Annotated in this window: 18 protein-coding genes; 5 read left to right on the top strand and 13 right to left on the bottom strand. The window is 71.6% G+C overall.

Annotated features, from left to right (window positions below; genetic code table 11):
• Position 1: 1 nt before the first annotated feature.
• The 5 genes from ACWENQ_RS09705 to ACWENQ_RS09685 form a co-directional block, all read right to left on the bottom strand.
• Positions 2-877 (bottom strand): potassium-transporting ATPase subunit C, encoded by an 876-nt coding sequence (locus ACWENQ_RS09705; protein ID WP_452413591.1) that lies wholly within the window; start codon positions 875-877, stop codon positions 2-4.
• Positions 877-3,000, bottom strand: coding sequence for a potassium-transporting ATPase subunit KdpB (gene kdpB / locus ACWENQ_RS09700; protein WP_452413589.1), 2,124 nt, complete (start codon positions 2,998-3,000; stop codon positions 877-879). The genes ACWENQ_RS09705 and kdpB overlap by 1 nt, the downstream gene beginning before the upstream one ends.
• A complete protein-coding gene (gene kdpA / locus ACWENQ_RS09695) occupies positions 3,000-4,646 on the bottom strand; it encodes a potassium-transporting ATPase subunit KdpA (protein WP_452413587.1) in 1,647 nt (548 codons plus the stop codon). The genes kdpB and kdpA overlap by 1 nt, the downstream gene beginning before the upstream one ends.
• The gene (kdpF, locus tag ACWENQ_RS09690; RefSeq protein WP_354915691.1) at positions 4,646-4,735 is read right to left on the bottom strand and encodes a K(+)-transporting ATPase subunit F; all 90 of its coding nucleotides are present in this window, start codon (positions 4,733-4,735) and stop codon (positions 4,646-4,648) included. The genes kdpA and kdpF overlap by 1 nt, the downstream gene beginning before the upstream one ends.
• Positions 4,736-5,047: 312 nt before the next feature.
• Positions 5,048-5,254: a cold-shock protein gene (locus tag ACWENQ_RS09685; RefSeq protein WP_449921852.1), complete on the bottom strand. Its 207-nt coding sequence runs from the start codon at positions 5,252-5,254 to the stop codon at positions 5,048-5,050.
• A gap of 400 nt (positions 5,255-5,654) precedes the next feature.
• On the opposite strand from ACWENQ_RS09685, the gene ACWENQ_RS09680 reads away from it, so the two are divergent.
• Complete coding sequence (locus ACWENQ_RS09680) at positions 5,655-6,947, top strand: DUF5994 family protein (RefSeq protein WP_452413585.1); 1,293 nt, start codon at positions 5,655-5,657, stop codon at positions 6,945-6,947.
• 8 nt (positions 6,948-6,955) lie between these two features.
• Here the strand turns inward: ACWENQ_RS09680 and ACWENQ_RS09675 are convergent, their stop codons facing one another.
• Positions 6,956-8,407: a pyridoxal phosphate-dependent decarboxylase family protein gene (locus ACWENQ_RS09675; RefSeq protein ID WP_449921856.1), complete on the bottom strand. Its 1,452-nt coding sequence runs from the start codon at positions 8,405-8,407 to the stop codon at positions 6,956-6,958.
• A gap of 71 nt (positions 8,408-8,478) precedes the next feature.
• Here ACWENQ_RS09675 and ACWENQ_RS09670 point away from each other — a divergent pair, with 71 nt between their 5' ends.
• Positions 8,479-9,507, top strand: coding sequence for a GlxA family transcriptional regulator (locus ACWENQ_RS09670; RefSeq protein ID WP_449921858.1), 1,029 nt, complete (start codon positions 8,479-8,481; stop codon positions 9,505-9,507).
• Here the strand turns inward: ACWENQ_RS09670 and thrC are convergent.
• Positions 9,441-10,505: a threonine synthase gene (gene thrC, locus ACWENQ_RS09665; RefSeq protein ID WP_452413584.1), complete on the bottom strand. Its 1,065-nt coding sequence runs from the start codon at positions 10,503-10,505 to the stop codon at positions 9,441-9,443. The genes ACWENQ_RS09670 and thrC overlap by 67 nt on opposite strands.
• Before the next feature lie 65 nt (positions 10,506-10,570).
• Here thrC and ACWENQ_RS09660 point away from each other — a divergent pair, with 65 nt between their 5' ends.
• The gene (locus ACWENQ_RS09660) at positions 10,571-11,386 is read left to right on the top strand and encodes a MurR/RpiR family transcriptional regulator (protein ID WP_452413582.1); all 816 of its coding nucleotides are present in this window, start codon (positions 10,571-10,573) and stop codon (positions 11,384-11,386) included.
• A gap of 177 nt (positions 11,387-11,563) precedes the next feature.
• On the opposite strand, the gene ACWENQ_RS09655 is transcribed toward ACWENQ_RS09660, so the two are convergent.
• The 3 genes from ACWENQ_RS09655 to ACWENQ_RS09645 form a co-directional block, all read right to left on the bottom strand.
• Entirely contained in the window at positions 11,564-12,244 is a 681-nt protein-coding gene (locus ACWENQ_RS09655; RefSeq protein WP_452413580.1) for a TetR/AcrR family transcriptional regulator, read from the bottom strand.
• 26 nt (positions 12,245-12,270) lie between these two features.
• The gene (locus tag ACWENQ_RS09650) at positions 12,271-13,581 is read right to left on the bottom strand and encodes an MFS transporter (protein WP_452413578.1); all 1,311 of its coding nucleotides are present in this window, start codon (positions 13,579-13,581) and stop codon (positions 12,271-12,273) included.
• A 500-nt stretch (positions 13,582-14,081) separates the two neighbouring features.
• Entirely contained in the window at positions 14,082-14,501 is a 420-nt protein-coding gene (locus ACWENQ_RS09645) for an HPP family protein (protein ID WP_452413576.1), read from the bottom strand.
• 108 nt (positions 14,502-14,609) lie between these two features.
• Here ACWENQ_RS09645 and ACWENQ_RS09640 point away from each other — a divergent pair, with 108 nt between their 5' ends.
• Entirely contained in the window at positions 14,610-15,098 is a 489-nt protein-coding gene (locus ACWENQ_RS09640) for a hypothetical protein (protein ID WP_452413574.1), read from the top strand.
• On the opposite strand, the gene ACWENQ_RS09635 is transcribed toward ACWENQ_RS09640, so the two are convergent.
• Positions 15,050-15,523, bottom strand: a complete 474-nt coding sequence (locus ACWENQ_RS09635; protein WP_449921868.1) for a carboxymuconolactone decarboxylase family protein — start codon at positions 15,521-15,523, stop codon at positions 15,050-15,052. The two genes, ACWENQ_RS09640 and ACWENQ_RS09635, sit on opposite strands and share 49 nt — an antisense overlap.
• An 87-nt stretch (positions 15,524-15,610) precedes the next feature.
• Here ACWENQ_RS09635 and ACWENQ_RS09630 point away from each other — a divergent pair, with 87 nt between their 5' ends.
• The gene (locus ACWENQ_RS09630; protein WP_452413572.1) at positions 15,611-16,165 is read left to right on the top strand and encodes a CGNR zinc finger domain-containing protein; all 555 of its coding nucleotides are present in this window, start codon (positions 15,611-15,613) and stop codon (positions 16,163-16,165) included.
• Between the two features lie 416 nt (positions 16,166-16,581).
• Here the strand turns inward: ACWENQ_RS09630 and ACWENQ_RS09625 are convergent, their stop codons facing one another.
• Together ACWENQ_RS09625 and ACWENQ_RS09620 are read right to left on the bottom strand one after the other, a co-directional pair.
• Complete coding sequence (locus ACWENQ_RS09625) at positions 16,582-17,082, bottom strand: DUF1269 domain-containing protein (protein WP_354915658.1); 501 nt, start codon at positions 17,080-17,082, stop codon at positions 16,582-16,584.
• A gap of 162 nt (positions 17,083-17,244) precedes the next feature.
• Positions 17,245-17,652 carry a DUF7144 family membrane protein gene (locus ACWENQ_RS09620; protein ID WP_354915655.1) on the bottom strand — a complete coding sequence of 136 codons (408 nt, stop codon included), beginning with the start codon at positions 17,650-17,652 and terminating at the stop codon, positions 17,245-17,247.
• Between the last annotated feature and the right edge of the window lie 43 nt (positions 17,653-17,695).

Genomic DNA, 17,695 nt, shown 5'->3' with positions numbered 1-17,695 from the left:
CCTATCCCTTGTCGAGTGCCAGGTTGAGCTCGAGCACGTTGACCGCGGGCTCGCCCATGAACCCGAGCGCCCTGCCGGTGGTGTGCTCCTTGACGAGCGCGGCCACCCTCTCCAGGGGCAGGCCCCGCTCCTTGGCGACGCGGGGCGCCTGCAGCTCGGCGTAGGCGACCGAGATGTGCGGGTCCAGGCCCGAGCCGCTGGCGGTGACCGCGTCCGCGGGGACCTTCACGTCGGTGACGGTCCCGCGCACCGGCACGGTACGGCCGGCCGCGTAGTCCTCGCCGGGCTTGCCGCACTCGACCTTGACGCCCTCGTAGGTGGCGACGAACGGCTGGGCGGGGCAGGCCTGGTTGACGCTGACCGCCCTGGTCGGGGTGCCGACGGCGGGGAACACCTTCAGCACCGCGCCCACGCCGTCCGGCGTGCAGTACGGCCGGGCGCCGCTGACGCCCTCCAGCTCGCCGACCGCCTTGGAGCGGGCGCAGACCTGGGTGAGCAGCGACTGCCTGCCCTCGTCGGGGTTGCCCTCGTCGTCCTTGGCGCCCGGCACGGGCAGGGTGTCGACGACGTCCTCGGGGCCGAGGTTGCCGGCCGCGGTGGACAGCATGTCGTACCCGTCACCGGCGGCCGACGGCCGGCTCTGGAAGTACTTCCTGATGGGGTCGCCGTCCTTGTCGGTGAAGAGCTGGCCCACGACGGCGCTGCCGACGGTCTTGCCGTCGCGCTCGACCGGGGAGCCGTTGGCCTTGTTGTGGAAGGCGGCCTGGGCAATGCCGGTGACCGCCAGCGGGTAGATCCCGCCGAGGATCAGGGTCAGGACGATGACCGCGCGGACGGCGGCGAGGTGCTGGCGGATCCAGCTGGGCAGGCGTTCCATTACGACATCCCCGGAAGGAACTGGATGAGAAGATCGATCAGCTTGATGCCGACGAAGGGCGCGACGATGCCGCCCAGACCGTAGACGGACAGGTTCCGGTTGAGCAGCTTGGAGGCGCTGGACGGCCGGTAGCGCACGCCGCGGAGGGCGAGCGGGATGAGCGCGACGATGATGATCGCGTTGAAGACGACCGCGGACAGGATCGCCGACTGCGGGCTGGCCAGGCGCATGATGTTGAGCGCGTCCAGGCCCGGGTAGACCGCCGCGAACATCGCCGGGATGATCGCGAAGTACTTGGCGATGTCGTTGGCGATCGAGAACGTGGTCAGGGCGCCGCGCGTGATCAGCAGCTGCTTGCCGATCTCGACGATCTCGATGAGCTTGGTCGGGTTGGAGTCGAGGTCCACCATGTTGCCCGCCTCTTTGGCGGCGCTGGTGCCGGTGTTCATCGCCACGCCGACGTCCGACTGCGCGAGCGCGGGGGCGTCGTTGGTGCCGTCACCGGTCATGGCGACCAGTCGGCCGCCTTCCTGCTCCTTCTTGATGAGGGCGAGCTTGTCCTCGGGGGTGGCCTCGGCGAGGAAGTCGTCCACGCCGGCCTCGTCGGCGATGGCCCTGGCGGTCAGCGGGTTGTCACCGGTGATCATGACGGTGCGGATGCCCATGCGGCGCATCTCGTCGAACCGCTCGCGCATGCCCTGCTTGACGACGTCCTTCAGGTGGATGACGCCGAGCACGCGGCCCTTCTCGGCCACGACCAGCGGGGTGCCGCCGGTGCCGGAGATCCCGTCCACGATGTGGCCGACCTCGTCGGTCGGGTGACCGCCGTGATCCCTGACCCACTTCATGACGGCCGTCGCCGCGCCCTTGCGGACCTCCTTGCCGTCCAGGTTCACGCCCGACATGCGGGTCTGCGCGGTGAACTGCACCCACTCGGCGTGGGCCAGCTCGCCGGGCTCCCGCTCGCGCAGGCCGTACGCGGTCTTGGCGTACACCACGATCGAGCGGCCCTCGGGCGTCTCGTCGGCGAGGCTGGACAGCTGCGCCGCCCGCGCCAGCTCCATCTCGGGCACGCCGGCCACCGGCACGAACTCGGACGCCTGGCGGTTGCCCAGCGTGATGGTGCCGGTCTTGTCCAGCAGCAGCGTGCTGACGTCGCCGGCGGCCTCGACCGCGCGGCCCGACATGGCCAGGACGTTGCGCTGCACGAGCCGGTCCATGCCGGCGATGCCGATGGCCGACAGGAGCGCGCCGATCGTCGTCGGGATGAGGCAGACCAGGAGCGAGACGAGCACGATGCCCGTGACGCCGTCGCCTGTCAGGGCGAGCGAGTCGGGGATGCCAGGGTTGGTGTCCTTGGCGTAGATGGCCAGCGGCTGCATGGTCACGGTGGCGACCAGGAAGATGACGGTCAGCGCGGCGAGCAGGATGTTGAGGGCGATCTCGTTGGGGGTCTTCTGCCGGTCGGCGCCCTCGACCAGGGAGATCATCCGGTCGATGAAGCTCTCGCCCGGCTTCTGGGTGATCTGCACGATGATCTTGTCGGACAGCACCTTGGTGCCGCCCGTCACCGCGGACCTGTCACCGCCGGACTCCCGGATGACCGGCGCGGACTCGCCGGTGATCGCGGACTCGTCGACGCTCGCGATGCCCTCGATCACGTCGCCGTCGCCGGGGATGATCTCTCCGGCCTCGACGACCACGAAGTCGCCCTGCCTGAGCTCGGCAGCGCCCACGGTGTCCCACTCCGTGGAGGTGCGGCTCCTGAGCCTGCGGGCCATGGTGTCGCGCTTGGTCGCGCGCAGCGTGGCCGCCTGCGCCTTGCCCCTGCCCTCCGCGACCGCCTCCGCCAGGTTGGCGAAGATGACCGTCAGCCAGAGCCAGACCACGATCGCCCAGGCGAAGAACGACGGGTCGAGGACGGCCAGGACCGTGGTGAACACCGCGCCGATCTCCACGATCAGCATCACGGGGTTGCGCCAGAGCGTGACGGGGTTCAGCTTGACGAGCGCGTCGGGCAGCGACCTGACGAGCTGTTTCGGGTCGAGCAGGCCGCCGCCGATCCTGCCGTTCTTCTTGGGCGCCGGTTCCTTCCCCGGCGCCTCGACCAGGTGGGTCGTCATCACATGAGTCCTTCTGCGAGCGGGCCGAGCGCCAGGGCGGGGAGGAAGGTCAGCGCGACCAGGACGATCGTCACGCCGACGACCATGCCGACGAACTGCGGCCGGTGGGTCGGCAGCGTGCCCGCGGATTCGGGCACCGGCGTCTGCCTGGCCAGGGAGCCCGCCAGGGCGAGCACGAAGATGATCGGCAGGAACCGGCCGAAGACCATGCACAGGCCGAGCGCCACGTCGTACCAGGGGGTGTTCACGGTGACGCCGGCGAAGGCCGAGCCGTTGTTGTTCGACGCGCTGGTGAAGGCGTAGAGGATCTCGGAGAAGCCGTGCGGGCCGCTGTTCAGCATGGCCGCCAGGCCCGCCTTGTTGCCCATGGCCACGGCCGTGCCGACCAGCACCAGGACCGGGGTGACCAGGAAGTAGAGCGAGGCCAGCTTGATCTCGCGGGAGCCGATCTTCTTGCCGAGGTACTCGGGCGTCCTGCCGACCATGAGCCCCGCGACGAACACGGTGATCACGGCCAGGACGAGCATGCCGTACAGGCCGGCGCCGACACCGCCGGGGGCGACCTCGCCCAGCATCATGTTGAACAGCGTCATCATGCCGCCGAACGGGGTGTAGGAGTCGTGGAAGGAGTTCACGGCACCGGTGCTGGTGAGCGTGGTGGCGGCGGCGAACGTCGCGGAGTTGGCGACGCCGAACCGCACCTCCTTGCCCTCCATGGCCGCGCCGACCGCCTGCGGGACGGTGGCGTCGCCCGACAGCTCGAAGACGTTGGTGAGCACGACGCTGACGACGGCGATCGTGGCCATCACGGCGAGGATCGCGTAGCCCTGGCGGACCTGGCCGACCATCCGGCCGAAGGTGCGGGTCAGGCTGAAGGGGATGACGAGGATCAGGAAGATCTCGAACCAGTTCGTCCAGGAGGCGGCGTTCTCGAACGGATGTGCCGAGTTGGCGTTGTAGAAGCCGCCGCCGTTGGTGCCGAGCTCCTTGATGACCTCCTGGCTGGCCACGGGGCCGCCGGTCATGTTCTGCGTGTTGCCGGCGAGGGTGGTGATCTCGTGCGGGCCGACGAAGTTCTGCACCAGGCCGCCCGCCACCAGGACGAGCGCGCCGACGAAGGCGATCGGCAGCAGGATGCGGAGCGTGCCGCGCACCAGGTCCACCCAGAAGTTGCCGATGGTGTCGGCGTTCTTGCGGGCGAAGCCGCGCACCAGCGCGATCGCCACGGCCATGCCGACGGCGGCCGACACGAAGTTCTGCACGGCGAGCGCGGCCATCTGGACCAGGTGGCCCATGGTGCTCTCACCGGAGTAGGCCTGCCAGTTGGTGTTGGTGACGAAGCTGATCGCGGTGTTCCACGCGACGTGGTCGGTGACGGGCGGGAAGCCGAGCGAGAGCCACAGCTTGTCCTGCAGGCGCTGCATGCCGTACACGACCAGGATGGAGATGATCGAGAAGGCCAGCAGGCTGCGCGCGTAGACGGGCCAGCGCTGCTCCGCGTCGGCGCGGACGCCGAGCAGGTGGTAGACGATCCGCTCGACGGCGGTGTCCTTGGTGCCGCTGTAGACCCGGTACATGTAGTCGCCGAACGGCTTGTGCACCACGGCCAGCGCGATGACCAGGGAGGCGAGGAAGATCCAGCCCATCAGAACCGCTCCGGGAAGAGCAGGGCCGCGACCATGAAGATCACCAGGCCGATGGCCACGACGAGCCCGGCGGCGTTGACGGCGCTCACAGGCGCTCCACCGCCTTGACGACAAGCCCGAAGATCACGAAGATCGCGATCGTCAGGGCGACGAAGATGACGTCGGCCATCCCCACTCCTCAGTTTTCGGACATAGCTTTCATGACCAGCAAACTTGGAGATTCAGGGAGCTTTGCCGTTCTTGACGGGTTCCCTACGGCTCAAGGCGGACTATTGACGCGATCCGTACGTCATGCGCGCCGCCACCCGGGGGGCGACGCCGTCGATCGCCCGTCCTTCACAGACGCAGAAGCCGGGGCCCGGTCATGATGACCGGGTCCCGGCTCCTGGCGTGAGTATCCGTCAGATGACGGGAACGATGTTCTCCGCCTGCGGGCCCTTCTGACCCTGCGTGACGTCGAAGCTCACCTTCTGGCCCTCGTGAAGCTCACGGTAGCCCTGGGTGGCGATGTTGGAGTAGTGGGCGAAGACGTCCGCGCCGCCGCCGTCCTGGGCGATGAAGCCGAAGCCCTTCTCCGCGTTGAACCACTTGACAATGCCAGTCGCCATGTCGATCTCCTTCGATAGGCGCAGTAATGGGACACGCACCTTGCGTGGCCCATGTCGCCGCAATGACCCATCCGGACATGACCGGCAAAAACAAAATGCGCCTGGGGGGTTACATCCCGTCAGGCGCACACAACGTTCATGGGTACCAGAACTGCAACACCCTCAAAGCTAGCACGCGTCGCGGCCGCTGTGACCCGTACGGGCGGCTTGGTTCTCGCTGCCACCAGGACCGATCCAGCCCTCCACAGGTATATCCATACCAAAATGATCCTCACATATGAGTGTATAGTCGGCTATCTGGGACATTTCGCATGTCGACAGCCGCGTCGGCGTCGCCTCAGAGATGACATCGGCTCTGGCGGGCCGGAGACAGGCGGCACATCTGATGCCGAACCACGACATGCATCTCGTCCAGCCCCTCCCCCAGCCGAGCGCCCGGATCCGTCTGGAGCCGACCCTCACCCGCGAGGGAAGCCTCGACGGCGCGTGGTGGCCACGCTCGACCGACCTGCACAGCGAGCTCCCCTCCCTCCTCAACGCGCTGGATGCGCTACTCGGTCCCATCGTGCGGGTCAGGCTCGACCCGGGCGCCTGGGACGACGTTCCCGCCCATCTCGTGATCGACGGCCGTTTCCTCAGGGTCAGCGGCTGGCCGGGAACACCCGACACGGTCAGTCTGATCCGGGGCGACCAGGACGGGTTCCACCTGCTGGTGATCCCACCGGACACCGCATCGTCGACGGCCGCGGCCGCGATGAGGACCGCCGCGCGTAGCGGCAACAGCCTGTCGGCGGAGGAGATCCTCGCCCATTGCCGCCCATGCGAGTCGAGACCGGCGTTCGACCAGGCAATACGTCCCTACCAGCCGTCCGATCAGGCAGCCGTCCTCGCGCTGGTCGAGGCCGACCACCTGCCTGGCCAGCCCGTGTGCTCGGCGGAGAGGCTCGCCGAGGCCATCGACGGGACATGCCGTCGCGATCCCGCGCCCTGGGCCCGGCTGCACCGGCCCAGCACCGAGGTGATCGTGGACGGTGACGGCAAGGTGCTGGGTGCGGTCTCCTACGCGGTACGCCGCGACAACGGTGAGGGAGTGGTCCTGTGGCTGCACGGCCGCGAGATCCTGCTCGTCGTCGAGGCGCTCGTCGCACACGCCCTGCATGAGCTGAAGAGCAGCGGAACCGTGCACGCCTTCGTCGCCACGCTGGGCCTCTGCCCCTCGGCACTTCCTTCGGGGCGCCGGCCGGTCACGCGCAAGGTGCTGGAGCACGCCGGGTTCGCCGGCCGGAACTCGTGGCGATATCTGCATCGCGCCACAACAGGGGACCACCGTCCTGAGGCGGCCGGCCCGCCCGTCGAGGTGATCCTCAGCAATGCCCCGCTCGGCTGGTGGCTGCGAAGCCGCGACGACGACCTCGCCGCCGAAGCCGTGGCCCAGGTGCCCGTTGACGACGTGGGAATCCTCTGGTGGTTCGGCGCGGACGCCCTCCACGCGGACGGATCGTTCGAGCGGGCGATGCTGTGGGAGGCCGTCACGCTCCTCCATCGGCACGGCGCGTCCGAGACGATCCTGTACGCCGACGACAAGCAGACCGACGGACACCCCACATGGTCGGTGTTCACCGACGCGGGGTTCACGGAGATCGACCGTCTCGTCTCGTACACCAGGCGGGGCGGCGCCCCTCGCGGCACCTGACGAGTGGGTCACGCGCCCCCGACGGGGTTCCTCTTGCGGGCGTCGCCCAGCGCGCTCACCACGGCCTCGACGTCCTCCACCCGGGTGCGGTGGCTGGTCAGGCACAGCCGGATGGCGGGCCGTCCGGCCAGGCGAACGGTGCTGATCCACGCCTGCCCGCCGCGGACCACCTCGTCGGCGACCGCGTCGTGCCACGCCGCGCTGCTCTCGGCACCGCCCGCCTCCGCCTCGGGGGCGGCCACGCAGACGACGGGCAGCACCGTGTCGTTGACCCGCCGCCACCCCTCCTCCCGCAGGCGGCGCGCGAGCAGCTCGCCGAGCCGCACGTCCCGCTCGATCTGGGCGGCGTAGGCGGGCCTGCCCGCCATCGCCAGCGCGAGGAACACCTTCAAACCCGCGAAACGGCGCGACCACTGCACGCTGGTGGCGTAGGGGTCGGGGGCGCCGTCGGTCTCCGCCGGCATGTAGGAGGTGGTCGCGCGGAAGCTCTCGGCCAGCACGGTCCCGTGCGGGGTGAGCAGCATGCCCGCGCCCATGGGCGCCGACATCCACTTGTGCGCGTCCACCGTGACGCTGTCGGCCCGCTCCACCCCGGCCAGCAGCGGGCGCAGGGAGTCGGACAGCGCGATCGCGCCCGCCCACGCGGCGTCGACGTGGAAGTGCAGCCCCCACTCCGCGGCCAGGCCGGCCAGCTCCGGCAGCGGGTCCACCGCGCCTCCCGCCGTCGTGCCGGCGGTCGCGGCCAGCAGGAACGGGTCGCGGTCCGCGGCACGGTCGGCCTCGACCATCTCGCGCAGCCTGCCGGTGTCCATGCGGTGCGCCGCGTCGACCGGCACCAGGCGGACGGCCTCGCGCCCGATGCCCGTCATGTGGGCGATCTTGAGCCACGCCAGGTGGCTCTCGGCTGAGGCGTAGAACACCGGCCGCCGCGGCAGGCCGTACGTGCCGGTGCCGGGGTAGGAGGGGAACCGGCGGGTCAGGGCGACGATCACCGCGGTCAGGTTGGCCTCGGCGCCGCCCACCGTGAAACTGCCCTCCGTGGTGGCGGGCAGGCCGAGGCGGGCCGCCATGAAGCGCAGCACGTGCCGTTCCATCTCGACGGCCGCGGGGGCGTGGCTGTAGGCGGCCAGCTGCGGGTTGACCCCTGCCGCGAGCAGCTCGCCGGCCACGCCCCACCAGGTGGGGGTGGGGTTGAACAGCCCGAAGTAGCGGGGGTGCGTCGTGTGCACGCCCCAGCGGCGCAGGGCCGCCATCACCTCCCGCAGCGTGTGCTCGGGCCGCCCCGCCGTCTCGAAGTCCTGGCCGGCCAGCCAGTCGCGCAGCCACGCGGTGCCTGTCTCCGGTGGCGCGACGGGGCCGCCTGCCACGTCCTTCGCGTGCCGTACGACCAGGTCCACGGCGGCGGTCAGCAGCCGGGCGCCTTCGTCCTCACCGATGTCCAGCGGTCCCTTTTCGTCCATGGACACCACTGTCGCGAGGGCCGTATCCGGTCACTAGTGGCAAAGATGTCGTGTTCCACTATATTTGCGCCATGGGCCGGATCAGAGTCGTCGTCCCGGTGCTGGACAACTGCCCGCTCTTCGAGCTCGCCGTCCCCTGCGAGGTCTTCGGCAGGGACCGGCTCGACCTCAGCCCCGACTGGTACGACCTGCGCCTGTGCCGGACCGCGGACGGCGAGCAGGAGTCGCTCAGCGGCCTGTGGCTGCGCGCCCCGCACGGGCTGGAGGCGATGCGCACGGCCGACCTCGTCGTGGTGCCCGCCTGCGCCGACGGCTCCTACCGGCCGCCGGACACGCTGCTCGAAGCGCTCGTCGCGGCGCACGAGAGAGGCGCGCGGGTCGCCGCGCTGTGCTCGGGGGCGTTCGTGCTCGCCGCGGCGGGCCTGCTCGACGGCCGCGAGGCCGCCACCCACTGGATGCACGCCGCGGACCTGCGGCGCCGCCATCCACGGGTGCGCGTCAACGAGCGCGCCCTCTACCTCGACGACGGCGACATCCTCACCAGCGCCGGCACCGCGGCGGGCATCGACCTGTGCCTGCACATCGTCAGGCGCGACTTCGGCGCCGCCGTGGCGGCGGAGGTGGGGCGCCGCATGGTGATCGCGCCCCAGCGGGAGGGCGACCAGACGCAGTACGTCTCGCCGGCCGTGCCCGTCCCCGCTCCCGACAAGGGCCTGGCGCCGGTGCTGACGTGGGCGCTGGAACGGCTGCACGAGCCGCTCACCGTCCCGCGCATGGCCGAGCGGGGCGCGATGAGCACCAGGACCTTCATCCGCCGCTTCCACCAGGAGACCGGCCTCACCCCGATCAGGTGGCTCACCCAGCAGCGCGTCGTCAGGGCCAGGGAACTGCTGGAGACCACGCGGCTGCCCGTCGACGTGGTGGCCGAGCGCTCCGGCTTCAGCACCGGCAACGGCCTGCGCCAGCACTTCACCAAGCTGCTCGGCACCACGCCCTCCGCCTACCGGCGCACCTTCCAGGGGGCGGGCGGCGCTCAGGCGGCCGGCAGGAGGGCGCGAGCCACCTCGGCCGCCGACGAGGAGGTCTCGATCGAGGTGTAGCCGCCGCGCAGGGAGGCGTCCAGGTCCTTGAGGCCGTTGCCGCTGAGCGTGATCACGATCCGCTGGCCCGGGTCGAGCCTGCCCCTGGCGTGCTGGTCGAGCAGGCCGGCGATCCCCGCCGCCGAGGCGGGCTCGGCGAAGACGCCGTCGCGGCGGGCCACCTCCCGGTAGGCCGCGAAGATCTGCTCGTCGGTCACGGCGGCGATCAGACCGCCGGACTCGTCGCGGGCGGTGACGGCACCGTCCCAGGTCGCCGGGCTGCCGACGCGGATGGCGCTCGCCTCGGTCACGGGCTCCGCGACGGGCGTGCCGCTCACGAGCGGCGCGGCCCCCGCCGCCTGGAAACCCCACATGCGCGGCAGCCGGGTGGCCAGGCCCGCGTCCCGGTAGGTCCGGTAGCCGCCCCAGGTGGCGGTGATGTTGCCGCCGTTGCCCACCGGCAGGCAGTGGATGTCGGGCGCGTCACCCAGGGCGTCGACGATCTCGTAGGCGACGGTCCGCTGCCCCGCCAGGCGCCACTCGTTGCCCACGGAGTTGACCAGCGCGACCGGGTGGTCGGCGGCCAGCTCGCGGGCGACGCGCAGGCAGTCGTCGAACCCGCCGGCGATCTCGACGATCCGCGCGCCGTGCCGTACGGCCTGGCCGAGCTTGCCGAGCGCGATCCGCCCGCGGGGCACCAGCACGGCCGCCGCCATCCCCGCGCGAGCGGCGTAGGCGGCCGCGGAGGCGCTGGTGTTGCCGGTGGAGGCGCAGATGACCAGCTCGGCGCCGGCTTCGGCGGCCCTGCTGATCGCCACGGTCATGCCGCGGTCCTTGAACGAGCCCGTGGGGTTGGCGCCCTCGACCTTCAGCCAGACGTCGCAGCCCGTGACGGCCGACAGGTGCGCCGAGCGCAGCAGCGGGGTGTTGCCCTCGTTCAGGGTGACGGACGGGGTGCCGCCGGTGACGGGCAGCCAGCGCCGGTAGCCGCTGTCCAGCAGGCCATGCCAGGTACTCATGGCGCCCACCGTAACATCCGTTTCATTCTGATGCTGCAGGCGGGATTGATGTAACATTCGTCAGTGTGGATCCCATCGTGACCCGGCTGAGCGAGGTCTACTCCGAGCTGCCGCGCGGCGAGCGGGCGATCGTCAGGGTGCTGCTCGACGACTACCCCTTCGCCGCGCTCGGATCGCTGCGCGCGCTGGCCGACCGCGCCGGCGTCAGCCCGCCGACGGCCTCGCGCCTGTTCGACCGGCTCGGCTACGCCGGCTTCGCCGCCTTCCAGTCCGCCGTCAGGGCCGGCGCCCGCGAGCACGACAGGTCGCGCCTGCAGGAGTTCGTGGCCCGCTCGCCCGGCACCCGCGGGGCCGCCGAAGACCTTCGCGCCGGCCTCGACGGCACCCTCGCCGCCGTGAGCGAATCCCAGCTCGCCGCCGTCGCCGCCCTCCTCACCGAGGCGGGCGGCGTGTGGGCCGTCGGCGGGCCGCTGAGCGAGCTGGCCGCCGAATACCTCGTCCGCCAGCTCGCCGGCCTGCGCCCGGGAGCGCACCGCGTGCCCGGCTCCCCCGCCGCCAGAGCGCGCGTCCTGCTCGACCTCGGGCCCTCCGACGTCGTCGTGGCCTACGACTTCCGCCGCTACTCCCCCGACACCGCGGCGTTCGTGCGGGCCGCCCGGTCCCGGCAGGCCCGCCTGGTGCTCGTCACCGACGCGTGGGAGTCACCGCTGGGGCCGCACGCCGAGATCCTGATCCGGCTGCCACGCGAGGCGGCCGGGCCGATCGCGCCGCTGACCCACGAGATCGCCGTCACCGAGCTCGTGCTGGTGGCCACCGCCTCCCGCCTCGCCCCCGCCGTACGGCTGGCCGAACTCGACGAGCTCACCCAGTCGCTGCAGTGACCACGACGAGCCCGGCCATCCCGCCCCATCTCCGGCTTCGACCAGCCCGCACGGCCATCCCGCTCCGTCGTCGCCCTCGACCGGCCCGCACGGCCATCCCGCTCCGTCGTCGCCCTCGACCGGCCCGCACGGCCGCCCCGGCACCCGACGAGCAGCACCACAGGGGTCGCGGTGACCTCACAACCCCATGGTGTCGGCCAGCGTCTCCATCTCGACGGTCAGCAGCGTGGCCGAGCGGTGCCCCATCCCGGCGAACTGGCCCTGCACCTCCAGGCTCGTCAGCCCGTGCAGCCGCGACCAGACCATGATCGTCCCGGTGAGGGCGGTGGCGGGATCGCCGTCGGGCGCGAAGGCCCTGACCCATTCGGCCACCGCGGGCACCTCCTCGACCCATCGCCGCATCTCCTCGCGCAGCGTCTCGGCGGCCGGACCGCACCGGCCCCCCGCGAACACCGGCAGGAAAGGCCCGAGCACCTCGCGGGCCCGCTGGACGCTCTCCGGCGGAGCCTGGTAGCCGGGTGACGGCGTGCCTGCCAGCAGCTGGTAGACGTGCGGGTGCGCCAGCGCCCACCCGTGGAAGGCCCCGGCCAGCGCGTGCAGGCGCGCCCGCGGCGTCCCCTCGCCGACCGCGGCCCGTACGGCCGCCGCGACCTGGTCGAAACCGTCAAGGATGAGCTCGGTCAGCAGGTCGTCGCGACTGCCGAAGTACTTGTAGATCGCCGGCCCCGTGACACCGAGTTGCTTGGCCACGGCGTTCAGGCTCAGCGCCGCGGCCCCACCCTGGCCGATCTGGGCCAGCGCGGCCTCCTTGATCTCGGCACGGACCTGGTCCCGGTAGCGCTGTCGCGGCGATGACACCCTCTCATCGTAGTGAGCGCGTCTCATCACGACGTCCGCCGCTTCGTGAAGGCGATGACCGCCGCCAGCAGGGAGATGGCCGCCGCCGCCGCGAAGGCGCGGTGATAGCCGGACAGCTCACTGGGCGCGAGACCCGCGACCGAGGCGAGCACGGCAAGACCGAGCGCGCCGCCGACCTGCCGGGTGGTGTTGATCAGGCCGCCCGCCACCCCGGACCGCTCGCCGGGCACCCCGGCCACGCCGAGCGCGGTCAGCGGCACGAACGCGAGCCCCAGCCCGGCGCCGACCAGCAGGGACGGGCCGAGCAGGTCCGCCAGGAAGGTGCCGTTCTCCGGCGCCCTCGCCAGCCAGGCCAGCCCCGCCGCCAACGTCACCAGCCCCGGCACGAGAGGGGCGCGCAACCGGCCGGCCGCCAGCGGCGCCAGCATGAGCGCCAGCGCGAGCGGCACCTGGGTGAGGCCGGCCGCCAGCGGCGAGTAGCCGAGCACGCGCTGCTGGTAGAGCGGCAGGAAGAAGAACGTGCCGACCCACACCATGCCCAGCAGGAGCATGACCAGGTTGCCGACCCCGACGGAGGCGGTACGCAGCAGCCCCGCCGGGACCAGCGGATCGGCCGCCCGCCGTTCGACCAGCACGAACCCCGCCAGCAGCAGCACCCCGACCCCGACCGTCACCGCACCGCCGCCGCCCAGCCCGTGGACGACACCGGTCAGGCCCGCGGTCACCGTGACCGCGCCGGCGAGGTCGAGCCGGCCGCCGGCCGTCCGCGCGTCGCCCGCGACCAGCCGCGCCACGGCGGTCAGCGCGAACAGGCCGACGGGGACGCTCACCGCGAAGATCGACCACCAGCCGAACGCGTCGGTCAGCAGACCGCTCAGCAGCACGCCCGCCGCGCCGCCCGCCGCCGACACCGATCCCCAGACCCCGAGCGCCCTGGCCCGTTCCGTGCCCGGCGCGTAGAGAGCCAGCAGGACGGCCAGCGCGGCCGGCGACAGGACGGCGGCGCCGACGCCCTGGACCGCGCGCGCCGCGATCAGCCACCCCGCCCCGGCGGGTACGGCGGCGGCGAGCGAGCCCGCGGTGAACAGCGCGAGACCGGCGAGGAGGACGCGCCGCCTGCCGTACAGGTCGGCCAGCCTGCCGCCCACCAGGAGGAGGGCGCCGAAGGCGATCAGGTAGGCGTTGACGACCCACGACAGGCCCGCGGGCGTCAGCCCCAGGTCGTCGCCGATCACGGGGAGGGCGACGTTGACGATCGAGGTGTTGAGCACCACGAGGAATTGGGAGGCGGCCAGCAGCGCCAGGACGGCACCCCTGGTCCCGGTCGACGTCGACATGACAGCCTCTCTCTTTGGTTACAAGTTATAACCAGAGTATGTGACTGTCACCCAACGGGGTCAAGACGGCAGCACGAAAGGACGCCCGCGACACGCGGGCGTCCTTTCGTGGGAAGAGGTCGACTGCTCGCCATCCCGGCCGAGCCACGGTCCGCGTCACCGATCGGAAACTCTCAACGGGAGCGCCATCGCCCCTGTGCGGCACAGGCTCCATTCGATCGCGCGGGAGTCAACCCGTACGGCGGAAGGGGGCCACGCGGCACGACGGCCAGGACAGCGGTACGGAGGTCAACGTGAACCGCGGAAACGGGCCACGCGCGGAGCGGACGGAAGTCAACCCCTACGGCGGAAGCGGGCCACGCGCGGCACGACGGCCAGAACAGCGGTGCGGAGGTCAACGTGAACCGCGGAAACGGGCCACGCGCGGAGCGGACGGAAGTCAACCCCTACGGCGGAAACGGGCCACGCGCGGCACGACGGCCAGAACAGCGGTGCGGAGGTCAATGTGAACGGCGGAAACGGGCCACGCGCGGGGCGGCGGCCAGGATGGCGAGGATGGCCGCACCGGCCACCAGGGCGAGGGCGGGGACCGGCTGACCGGCCACGCCCAGCAGCGCGGCCGACGCCGCGGCGGGGGCGTGGAAGGTGCCGGTGACCAGCATCGCCACGACCCCCGCCCCCACCGCCAGCATCGCGGCCGTTGTGCCGGGCCCGGCGACGAACGCCGCGCCGAGCCCTGCCGCCGCCGCCATGAGGTGGGCGAGCAGCACGGTGAGCGGGCGGGCCGCCGGGGTGCCGGGGGCGACGGCGATGAGCGCGGCCGAGGCGGCGAGCGGAGGTGCGAGCGTGGGCTCCTCGGCCACCGCCTGCACCACCGCCAGCGGCGCGAGCAGCACCAGCGTTACCGCCACAGGCCGCATCCGCCCGACCCTGGCCGCCCACCCGGCGCCCTCCCCCCGACCGGCACCCTCCACCGGACCGGCGCCCTCCGCCGGGCCGGCGCCCCCTTCCCGGTCGGCACCCCTGGCGTGACCAGCAGCCTCTGCCCGACCGGGGCCCCCGGCCCGGCCGAGACCCTCCACGCGACCGGCACCCCTGACATGACCAGCAGCCTCTGCCCGACCGGGGCCCCCGGCCCGGCCGAGACCCTCCACGCGACCGGCACCCCTGACATGACCAGCAGCCTCTGCCCGATCGGCGCCCCCGGCCCGACCGGGACCCTCCACACGACCGGCGCCTTCGGCCCGACCGGCGCCCTCAGCCTGACCAGCACCCCCGGCCGGAGGCGCACCCTCGGCCCGACCGGCGCCTTCAGCCTGACCGGGACTCTCCACACGACCGCCGCCCCTGGTGTGACCAGCAGCCTCTGCGCGACGGGCGCCCCCGGCCCGACCAGCACCCCCGGCCGGAGTGGCGCCCTCGGCCCGACCGGGACCCTCGGCACGGCCGGCGCCCAGGCGCGCGATCGTCATGCCGTCGGCCAGTCGTTCTCGGTCTCCGCCACCTTGTTGACGTAGTTCGTCATCGTCTGCAGGGCCACCAGCGCGATGATCTCCAGGATCTGCTCGTCGTTCCACCCCGCGGCGCGCGCCTGGGACGGGTCGGCGTTGCCGCGCGTCTCCGTCAGCGCCCGGGCGAACTCGACGGCCGCGGCCTCCTTGGCGTCCTCAGCGGTGCCCTGCTTGGCCAGCTCGACGTCGGCGTCACTGAGCCCGGCAGCCGTCTTGCCGCTGTAGGTGTGCGCGGCGACGCAGTACGAGCAGGCGTTGGCCGCGCCCACGGTCAGCGCGATGCGCTCGAAGGCGGTCTGCGGCAGCGTGCTCTTCTTCAGCGCCCGCGCCAGCCCCTGGTAGCCCTCCAGTACGGCAGGCGAGTTCGCCATGACGCGCACCATGTTCGGCACCTTGTCCAGCTTGGGATCCCCCTGCACCGGCTTGATCATCTTCAGCACTCCTTCTAACGGGATAACCCCGACAAGCCCGTTACGTTATCACGGACTTTGAGAGGAATTCCCGTTAGAATGAAGGGTATGGACGACCCGTTGGCACTCCGGCTGGCCGGCACCATCCGAGCCCGCCGCAGCGGCCTCACCGACGCCTTCGCGACCGTCGACGGCCTGACCGCCTGGGTGCGCGACCAGGACCTGTCCCCCTACCTCGACACCGCGGCCTTCACTGCCGACGAGCGGATCAGGGTCGGCACGGTCGCTCTCCGCCAGGCCGTACGCGCCCTCTTCGCCAAGGCCGTCTCCCCTCACCCGCCCAGCCCGGCGGATGCCGGAGCCCTGCCCCCGCTCCCCGAGGCGCTCGCGCTGGTCAACAGCGCCGCCGCCCCCACGCGCCGCCGCCTCGAGTGGTCGCACGCGCCGGAGGAGCATCTCGAGGTGCACGGCGACCACCTGTCGTCGGCCCTGGCCAACGCCGCGATCGACTTCTTCGCCGGCCCCGATCTTTCGCGGGTCAAGGTGTGTCCCGCCCCGAGGTGCGTGCTGTATTTCGTCAAGCGCCATCCCCGCCAGGAGTGGTGCTCGGTCGCGTGCGGCAACCGCGGCCGCGCCGCACGCCACTACCACCGCGACCGTTAGACGGGTGGTTCCGATGGCGGCTCGTAGGCGATCAGGAATCGAGTGATGGTCGCGCGCCGCCCCGGCTCGTGGGCGCCCGGCGACCCAGGGGCCGGTCAGGCGTGGACGCCTCGCGATCCAGGGCCGGTCAGTCATGAACGCCCGGCGACCCAGGGCAGGTCAGGCGTGGACGCCCGGCGAACCTGGGGCCGGGTCGGGCGTGTGGCGATCGGGGACAGGTCAGGGGGACGCCTGGCAGCCCGGGGTTGGCTGGTCAGGCGTTGACGCCCGATGACCCCGGGGCAGGTCAGGTATGGACGCCCGACGAACCTGGGGCCGGGTCGGGCGTGTGGCGATCCGGGACAGGCCAGGGGGACGCCCGGCGGCCCGGGGCCGGCCAGGCGGCGACGGACGCCTGGCCGCCCGGGGTTGGTTGGTCAGGCGTTGACGCCCTGTGCCGCCTTGACTGCCTCGCGCAGATGGTCCTCCTGGTCCTGGCTGAGCGAGGTCTGCAGGATGTCGCCGCCGTACTGGGCGATCTCCGGGATGACCTTGTCCGGCGTGCTCTTCACGACCAGGACGAACAGCGCGGCCTTGCCCGGTTCCATCTTGGCGCCGAGGTCCTTCATGAACTTGTCGTTGACGCCTACGTCGGTGAGCGCCCCGCCGGCCGCGCCGGCCGCCGCGCCGATCGCCATGCCGAACAGCGGCATGAAGAACAGCAGCCCGATCAGGCCGCCCCACAGGGCGCCGCTGGTGGCGCCCAGCCCGGTCATGCTGGTGGACTGGTGCAGCTTGATCTTCCCGTCCAGCCGGCGCTCCACGACGGCCACGTCGGCCAGCGTGATGAGGTTCTGCTTCTGCATCTCGAACAGCCGGTCGCGGACCATGGCGGCGGTGTTGACGTCCGGGTAGGAGATGACGATGAGGTTGCTCATGGATGGTCCTGCTTCCTGTCGCGTTGTGGGACGGCCTTCTTCCCGGCACGAGCGACCGCGCCCGGCCCTCGCGAGGTCGGCCATATGCGTTCTTTCCCGATGCGGGTTATAACGAAGTCCGCAAAACCCCCAAAAGCGCATGTATCCGACAGATGCGGAGCCTCACTCCGCGAGCGTCTTGGCCTCCCGGCCGTGCACGATGAGCGCGTACAGCACCAGCACGTCGATGGCGATGACCGCCAGCGACCACCAGGGGTTGACCGCGATCCAGGTAAGCTGCGTGATCGCGTTGATCATCAGCAGAACGACCGCCGCGATGCGGGCCCAGCCCTTGCCGAAGCTCACCGCGACGCCGGTGACGGTGAGCAGAACACCCCAGATCAGGTGGAGCCAGCCCCACCCGGTCAGGTCGAACAGCAGGAGTTTGGTGAAGGTCTGGACGTAGACCTGGTCGTTGATGATGGCGGACAGGCCGCTGACGATGTTGAAGATCCCCGACATGATCATCAGCATGCCGCCGAACCAGATCCAGCCGACCCAACCGGTTACCCGTTCCGTATGGATGGCCATTGGTCGAACCTCCCCCGACGTTTCGAGCCCCTATTGGCGTGTG

The sequence above is a fragment of the Nonomuraea sp. NPDC004354 genome (assembly GCF_053602555.1).
This window is presented reverse-complemented; position numbering and strand designations above follow the sequence as displayed.